At 44.1% G+C, this 6466-nt stretch carries 3 protein-coding genes; 1 reads left to right on the forward strand and 2 read right to left on the reverse strand.

Annotated features, from left to right (window positions below; all coding sequences use genetic code 11):
• Positions 1–48 precede the first annotated feature (48 nt).
• Positions 49–885 (forward strand): ferritin-like domain-containing protein, encoded by an 837-nt coding sequence (locus F6K20_RS19735; RefSeq protein WP_287295751.1) that lies wholly within the window; start codon positions 49–51, stop codon positions 883–885.
• Between the two features lie 262 nt (positions 886–1147).
• On the opposite strand, the gene F6K20_RS19740 is transcribed toward F6K20_RS19735, so the two are convergent.
• Complete coding sequence (locus F6K20_RS19740) at positions 1148–1390, reverse strand: hypothetical protein (RefSeq protein ID WP_287295752.1); 243 nt, start codon at positions 1388–1390, stop codon at positions 1148–1150.
• Between the two features lie 577 nt (positions 1391–1967).
• Positions 1968–6434, reverse strand: a complete 4467-nt coding sequence (locus F6K20_RS19745) for a Calx-beta domain-containing protein (RefSeq protein WP_287295754.1) — start codon at positions 6432–6434, stop codon at positions 1968–1970.
• Positions 6435–6466: the final 32 nt, after the last annotated feature.

Consider the following 6466-nt stretch of genomic DNA (forward strand, 5'->3'; position numbering starts at 1 on the left):
ATAAATTAATCAAAGAACTTAATCCTGAAAACCAATTAGAGCACTTCTTTGATAAAAAAAAAGATAACAAGACTCAGCAAGATACAAACCAAGCAAGACGTTATAAACGCCATAGATCTTATAACAAGACAAGGTGAAGGAGCTGAAGGCAGCCTGATTGATACAGGACCAGACGATCTTGCACATTACTATCGTTTTCTTGAAATAAAGAAGAATCGGTATATCGAGGAAGACGGTACTGGTGGTTATCGCTATTCTGATGGAAAGATCAATAACCTTGATGGGGGGATAGGGGAGCCATATCCAGTGGCAGAAGTACCTGCAGGGGGTTACAACGAATCTAACGTGCCAGTATCAGATCAAGCTCAGATATTGCCCTTAATGGATGAATTTAATCGAGAGTACACTAAGATGTTGAAGCTACTGGAAAAGGCATGGGGAACAGGAGATCCAAATTATCTGATTGAAGCTATAATGAAAATGTTTAGCTTAACTACTGCCGACGCGGATGATCAGGTTGGGGGTTCAGCAAGCAAAATTATCAAAACCCCAATAGAAGGTACAAGTCAAAAGGAATATTATGGACCAAGTTTCATCGTTTTACCAGATTTAAGCTTTGAAGAGCCCGACGTAAATACTCAAACACCAGTGTGGGAAAATGATATTAAACAATTGCTCCAACCTTATGTCAATGCGATGATTCCCTATAACATTAATCTGGGGAAGTATGAAAACGTGAAGAAGAATGCTGATCGCATACTCTACCAAGTCAATGCTCATAAGATGCCACCTAATCCTTACGATCCATGGGATGACACTAAAATAAACAAATTCCGCAGATGGATGGAAATTGGTATGCCAGAAACTCAGGACGATCTTAAGTAATAAGCACGAATAGATAGCTGGAACTGCATTGCCGGAAAAGAGTTCGCACTTGCGATCGCACTTATCCTGAATACTTCCAGTCGCAGCTTGTGGGGGAAGACAAACAAACCCGAGCGATCGCATCGGGAGCAGTCACCTATGCAGAACATTTGTACTAAAGCTATCGCCAAGGGTAGCCCTTCGGGATAATCGCGCCACAAAAGAAACCCTGTCAGCTTGGCAGGGTTTCACTATCAAGAATGTCAACAAATTTTTTTAAAAATTACCCTTCATTAAGTCCCATGAGTACGCTGACAAAACTATCCAGAAACAATATTAGACGCTCAGCTTTTTCGTTATCCCTTCCCTTGTGATAAAACCAAAAATAACGGGCTTCTGAAAGTCTGACAACACCAGCCACCAATGGGTTGTGGTCTTCAGAATGTAAATCTGCATAGCAGTAATCTTGACTGAACAGTTGTTCCGTGTAATAGTCAAGCCACTTATCGAAATCAACAAGTTGCAACCCAATTAAACCAGCTACTTCCTCTGCGGGAATATACAGAGGTAACTGGGTGCTTTTTCGGAAGGAGCCGAGTAAATATTAAGAACGTAATCCTCAAAAATAAATTGGTGCTTACTTGAGTAAAGTAAAGATTTCATCCATCATTATCCTGATCGTGAAACTCGCACAAATCAGGCCGAAGTCTATATCAACTGAGAAGTACTTTTCTGTGTGTGTTGCCGAAATTGTCTATACCTGTCTTGATTGTACATCTTAATCCCCAGAATTATTGGTTACATCTGGCAAACCCGGTTTGACGGTGTAATCGAGTGACCCCTGGCATTTGACATCACAGCGATCACCATTGTTGTCAACAGCTCTATCCGACAATGAAACAGCCCTGGGGTATTAGGCGGGATTCCTCTTGCCTTAAAAGCATAAGCAATATCGCTCATGACTACAGCGGTTTGCACTTCAGTTAGGTACTTTCGTTCTGGGTTTTTAGGGAGCAGGGAACAGGGAGGTAAGCTATCAGCTGATAACTGACCGCTGACTGCTGATAGCTGTTCGCGTAGCGTGCGCTACGCGCATTAGCTTACTATTCCTCAATAACAATAACATCTGTAATAACAATAATATCTGTCAGCAAAAGATTCAAATTTTCCACCGTTAACAGCGGCAAGTTAGGATTCTCCGTACTACTCACATTTTCTGGATTAGAAAACAGACTAAAACTAAACAGATATCTTCCCCTGGTTTGATTGGGGTTTTTCTGACTTTGCCAATTCTCAATTTCCCGGACAATATTTGTTCGCAGGTCTTGAGTAACTACTAACATATCCGTGGAATCCCCAGACTTTTGAACCGTAAATCGAGGGGTGAGTAGAACAGGTAAGGAAGCTAACAGTTCCTCTTCATTAGTGTTGCTAGCTAAAGCAAAGGCATACTGACAGCTAATCCGAATATCATAAGGACGGTTAATGATGGCTGGCAGCAAGACTTTGAATAACTCTTCCAGATGCTGTGTTAAGGTTTTACTTCTGGAATCGCCCAGGTCTGCAATATCCCAACGCTTATCATTAACAATGAGAGGAGTAATCCGGTTCTTAAACCTTACTTCAGGAGTCTGGAAGATGAAAGCTGCATTAGTTTCCCTGCCATCAATCAAATTTTTATTGCGGGCGAGACGGATAGCACCCCAGGCATTTTGATAGTCCAACACATCCAAATTAGTCACAGTCACCTTACGGTCCGGTAATGCCGACTCCCCAAAGGTTTCTACCCCAGTTGCATCAAGCAATTTGGTGAAATCATACTCAATAGTCGTGTAAGGTACTGTGGGGGAGTTAGTGGTTACATCGTTCTGCCTGGTATCATTTAACTCATACCCTGGTAACTCAATGTCTAAGATTTGTTGATCAGCAACGGGAAGATTGTTAGTGGGAGTGATGATAACCGTTTTGGTTTCTTGGTCAGCAGATAGGTTTTCATCAATATTGTAGTGAACTGTCTGGCGAGATGCCTGTGCGATCGCAATCGGTTGCCAAATTTGCCATGACCTAGCCACGTCTTCTGCTAGAGTCGCAAAGGCATTGAGGGCAGAGGTAACCGTAGTTTGGTTGTCATCGGTTAACCCTGTTTCCAAAGCTTTGAGATCACTGGCTAGGGTTGGATATAGATTGTTAAACCGCACCAGGGTATCCAACAGTGGATCAATAGTATTAGTCGTATCGATAATTGTTCCAACACCCACTGGGTCCGCAATGTCTGCATTAACTGCATTACTCAGGACAATAGTAAAGGTTTCATTATTTTCAACAACATCATCGCTGTTGACTGTCACCCGAATTTCTTTGCTGGTGTCACCTGGATCAAATTGCAGACTTCCGCTAGTTGCGGTGTAATCTCCCGGTGCTTTCGCGGTTCCATCCTGGGTTTGATAATTAACAGTAACAGTCTTTTCAGAAGGAGGAGATAAGGTAACCGTGAAAACGGCAGTTTGTCCTTCTTCCAAAGAAACATCATCAATGGTTAATTTAGAGGAACCATTGTATTCAATCCGGCATTCAATGGTATCTTGAGCCACATCGGGATGTTCATAGAGGAAAACATAATTCCAGTCTCGAATATCCTCAGCACTGAGAATATCACCAGCAAAACTGTCGGGGTCAGGAATTGCTGTATGGGAAATCAGAGAAGGAGGAAGGGGAAAATCTCGCAAAGGAATGGGAATTTGAACATCTCCAATTTGATTAGGCTCATCATTGAGAGGTTGAATAAAATTGAGCCAAGAGGAGGTGGAATTGGTAGTATTAATATTGTATTCCAACTCATTAACCTGATAGTTCAGATTGACCGCAATATCTTCGTAACGCTGAGGCGTTTGGGTATTGAAGAAAAAGGTCAGTGTAGACTTACCATTGTTGGCATCGCTCAGGGAAATTTTAGCTGGAGATAAGGTGAAATCTATCGATTGAAGCAGAGTTTGCTTGTCTGTGTCAGAACTAGTGGAGTTGGGTGTACTTTCAGGATTGGTGTAATAAGCCCCGCTCATCACTGGTTGCCCAGATAAACGAGGAATATCTTGACCAGACCATTGATAGCCATCAGCGATCGCTACATCTACGTTATATTGAACAATGGTTTCAATGTCGTAAGCATCTGCTAAATTTGTCAGCAATTCCTTTTGGAGTGCTGCCACTGCTAAGCTTTGGCGAGTAGTATACTCTGAGGAACTTGTATCCACAGAAGTATCCAATACATGGGTCACATTGTTACTAATTGAATCGGCCAAACTTGCTTTGACATCTAAAATCCGCCCAAGCTGATCCTTTAAGCTGGGCTCATTCACTGCAGGGATAGCTGTTTCCGGTTTCAGGATATCTTCAATAGCACGTAAATACTTACGGGCTAAACCATTCAGGTCTACCGCATCCACTCGCACGGTTTCTGTTGAGCTTTGGTCAAGTCCATTCTCTTGGGTGTAGCTGTAAAGGTTTACTTCCCCTGACATTAAGGTATTGCTCAAAGGCGCAGCGGAAAAGAAGTAGGGGAAAGCTTCTTTGATATCGTAACTAATCCCGGTATCCCCCAGATGAACTGCCCACAGGGTATCACTGTTTTGAGGATTAGCATTATCAATATTCCCAGCATTCCGCCCCACTGCTAGCTTTAAGTTAGGTAGTGCTTGCTCAAATGCCTTGGCAAAGGGGTCAAGGGAGGCCAGGCGTTGGCTAAACTCAGCATTTTCTTCATCGGAGGAGCTGGTCAGCACAACGGTTTTGGGGGCAAAATAGGCTGAGACTACCTCAGCTTCAGGCACATAGCCCGGATCCATCAAATCCTTGTTGCGTCGCATTTCCAGCTGTACGGTGACCGGGAAAAGTAAATCCGTTGGATACAGAAGACTATTATTGTTATCCCGGAAGGTGAGATCAACCGTTGTGCTAGCTACTGCTGGGGGAACAATCCAATTCTGATTGGCCTTAATCAGAACCGATTCATTTTGGAGCGCCTCTGCTACTTCTGCCACAGTTAGGGGGCGTTGCGTACGCTTTTCTAACAGATCCACCGCTGTTTTCAGACAACTGAAGTCATACATGCGATGAATAATCTCCAATGAGTCCTTTAAGGTGTCGATCAATACCTGATCATCGGGTTGACCATGGGCAGTTTCGATATTAGCGATCGCATCCGGCACATCCAAGGTTTCAGGTTGAGTATGAACCGTTGATGGCTCGAATTGGGATTTAAGGTTTCCTTCAGCATCCAGCAGTGTTGCTTTCAAGATACTCAAGGAAGATTCACTATCATTGGGATCAAGTAAGGCCCGTAACGCAATGCGATTTGCCCCTTCCAAGTTCTCCAGTTGCTCATAAATAGCATTGACCGCCCCAATGCTTTGCTGGGCTTGACTGGCGTCGCCTACAATATTATTCCCAATGCTTTGCTGGGTTTGACTGGCGTCGCCTACAATATTATTTTTGAAGTTAACCAGGGTTTGCGCCCATCCAGAGGTGAGGGTGTAGAAGGTTTCATCGGTTCCGGTCTGGATAGTTTGACTATCGATGAAAGCCGCTAACCGTTTTAAGTCGCTATTTACTGTATCGTCACTGTTGTAACTAATCTTAGTCAGGGATGCCAAAACCGGACGGACATCGATAGCAGTATTGCCACTCAAGAGTCCTGCCAGGGTTTGGTTAGCCACCGCTACGGCTGCTGGGGTAATTTCCGTTCCCATGGTACTGGTTAAGGTACTCAGGGATGTGGTTTGATCTGTGAATTGTACCACTGCTAGATAGTCAGGGTTCTGTGCAGAAGAGGTATCCAGGGTAAAGCGATCCGGAATGTAGAGAGTTGCCCCGGACTCTAAGGCTAAAGTGGGAGTTTGAAGAGCAATATCCCCTGCTGTGGTTTGATCGGTAATAATTTGACTATCATGGGCAGCAGCAATAGCAATCATTTGGTCGAAGCTATCCCCACTGGTGACAGTGTAGTTCAACAGCACGTCAGCCAGGATCACATCCTCTGTACCAAATAACCCACTCATATCGCTGACAGCAGCAGCAACCACAGCTAATTGACTAGCGATCGCAGACTCAGTCAGAATACCACTGATATTGCCCACTGCTTGTACCGTTTCCAACACCGTGCGATGACGGTTGGTTTGTAGATGAAGCTGCTGAGTTAGGTAAGCAAGGGTGTTCTGTTGGGGCAGAATTGCCTCAGTAATGGTATACTCCAGGGCACCCACTTCAGCAACAATGCCCGATTTCAGCACATCGATGGCGCGAGCATCAGTAGTCTCGACAAACTGGTTAAGGGCAATGTGATATAGACTATCCTGAACCTGGATGGTGTAATCAAGGCTAATATCGGCCATTGTGATGGTGGAACCTGCCACCAGTAAATCCTGGCGTTGGGCATTGGCAGTAATCACCGTTTCAGTAGTTTCTATCCTAGAGGTATTGGGGAATGCTGCAGCGATCGCAATCCAACTCTTTTCAGTAATCACCTTGATCTCTACATTAAACGGAGTTGGTGTTGCTTCATCTTTCTTGGTCACCGTGACCGTTAATGTTGTGTCCGTGGGGAAAA

The organism is Moorena sp. SIO2C4 (assembly GCF_010672485.1).
GTDB classification, from domain to species: domain Bacteria; phylum Cyanobacteriota; class Cyanobacteriia; order Cyanobacteriales; family Coleofasciculaceae; genus Moorena; species Moorena producens.